This is a genomic window from Providencia sp. UF-224 (assembly GCF_058245955.1).
In genome coordinates, this window is record NZ_JBSICC010000072.1 from 1 (window position 1) to 1701 (window position 1701).

At 44.0% G+C, this 1701-nt stretch carries 2 protein-coding genes; both read left to right on the plus strand.

Annotation, left to right across the window (positions count from 1 at the left end; genetic code table 11):
* Nucleotides 1-416: 416 nt before the first annotated feature.
* Nucleotides 417-656: a hypothetical protein gene (locus AC4IFO_RS22750; protein ID WP_490737816.1), complete on the plus strand. Its 240-nt coding sequence runs from the start codon at nucleotides 417-419 to the stop codon at nucleotides 654-656.
* A 220-nt stretch (nucleotides 657-876) separates the two neighbouring features.
* A partial coding sequence (locus tag AC4IFO_RS22755; RefSeq protein ID WP_490737817.1) for an AAA family ATPase occupies nucleotides 877-1701 on the plus strand: 825 nt, incomplete at its 3' end.

Below are 1701 nucleotides of genomic sequence, written 5' to 3' on the forward strand. Positions count from 1 at the left end.
TCTCTAAAGAGATAAACCCAATAAAGCCTTCGCTTACAAGCCATAAATGGCTGTCGCTCAGATAACCGTATCCACATGGTGCGATTGCCCCCGTAAAGCTGGCCGATGGCCACCTTAACGCGCAGCTACAGCCGTTCATCGAGGCGACGCCTCTTGCCCGTCTCACTGCGTTTTTCAAAGGGTCAAAAAAAGTAATGCTCTGTTTTAATTTAGTTCGGCTTAACCAGGGCAGGGGGCGGGTAGGGGATTTTAACAGCCTGTCACCGCTGACGCGGGTCTCGACGGCCCTGACCTTAATGTGTCATTTATAACACTGTTTGCCGTCTAAGCCCTACGGGCGGGTGATTTCGGTTAAATTTCATGATAATCTGGCATTAATGTATTGAAGGTAAATACGATTTTGGTATGAGGATAGTATGGAACGCAAGACACTGACTCTAAAACGCCCAACGACGGAAAAAGTTGTAGAAAGTACCTCGCCGGTTATTCAACGTCGTCGTAAACAGGTGGTGGTCAATACCCTGCGTAATCCGAATAAAGTATCAAAAAATGCACCCTCTCAATCCCCTAAAAAAGTGACACCCTCGCTCGCGAAAAAAAAGGTCGCTGTTGTCATACCGTTAGAAAAAAAAGTCATTCTACCGACGCCACCCTGAACCTTTCAGAACATTGGCCACACCTATTTCCCGATGGACAACTTCGCCTAATGCCCGTTGGTACGCGTGAAGCCTTATCTGCGGATAAAAAAGTTCGAGAGTTACCCATCTCGTATAAAAAGATGAAGCGCAGTCTCGCATCTATTAGTCACAGCGTGAAATTACCAAAACCTTTCTTGATAGATTGCACCGCTGAATCAATACCGCATCAGGAGGCCCTGTGAGGTCTGAAGGGTATTTTACGTCTGACGACCGCTACATGCTTTACTTTGGTATCGATAAGATCCAGCAAGAATTCATGGACTTAAGCTTTCAGGAGTTATTTCGTCAGCTAGGTAACTTGAAGACGCTGGGGATGCTCGCCGAAATTACCATTCCTTTGCAACTCAAAAATGGATTTGATGCTTCCGTCTCTCGCTTCAGCGACGGCCAGTTCCAGTCGGTATATATCTATTCCATTGTCGAGCTGTTTAAAGATCGAAATTGCATCACCTTGCTGGATGAGCCAGATTCATTCCTGCATCCAGAGTGGCAATTTGATCTCCTTAAGCAGATTTTCGAAATTACCGAAGATGCGGCAAAAAGTAATCATGTGCTAATGAGCAGTCATAGTGCATCAACCATCACATCAACTAGTGAGGAAATGATAAATCTCTGCGAACTCGATAAAAGACAGATCACAGTCACCAAAAGAAAGCGATCTGAAATTATTAAGACACTTTCAGCGGGAATGATAACTGTCACAGAGAATGAGGAGAGACTAAATATTTCTCACGTACTGAATAGTACCAGTGGAGCTGTTTTGTTTACCGAAGGTATTACGGATGAATTAATTATTGAGAGTGCATGGTCTAAATTATTTTCTGGGGAGCGCCATCCATTTGAGGTTCAAAATGCCTTCGATCGCATATTTCTACGCAATCTGTTTTCCCGTGAGGAGTTGAAAACCAATCGTCCTGGACGAACAATGTTTGCTTTGTTTGCTTTGTTTGCTTTGTTTGCTTTGTTTGCTTTGTTTGCTTTGTTTGCTTTGTTTGCTTTGTTT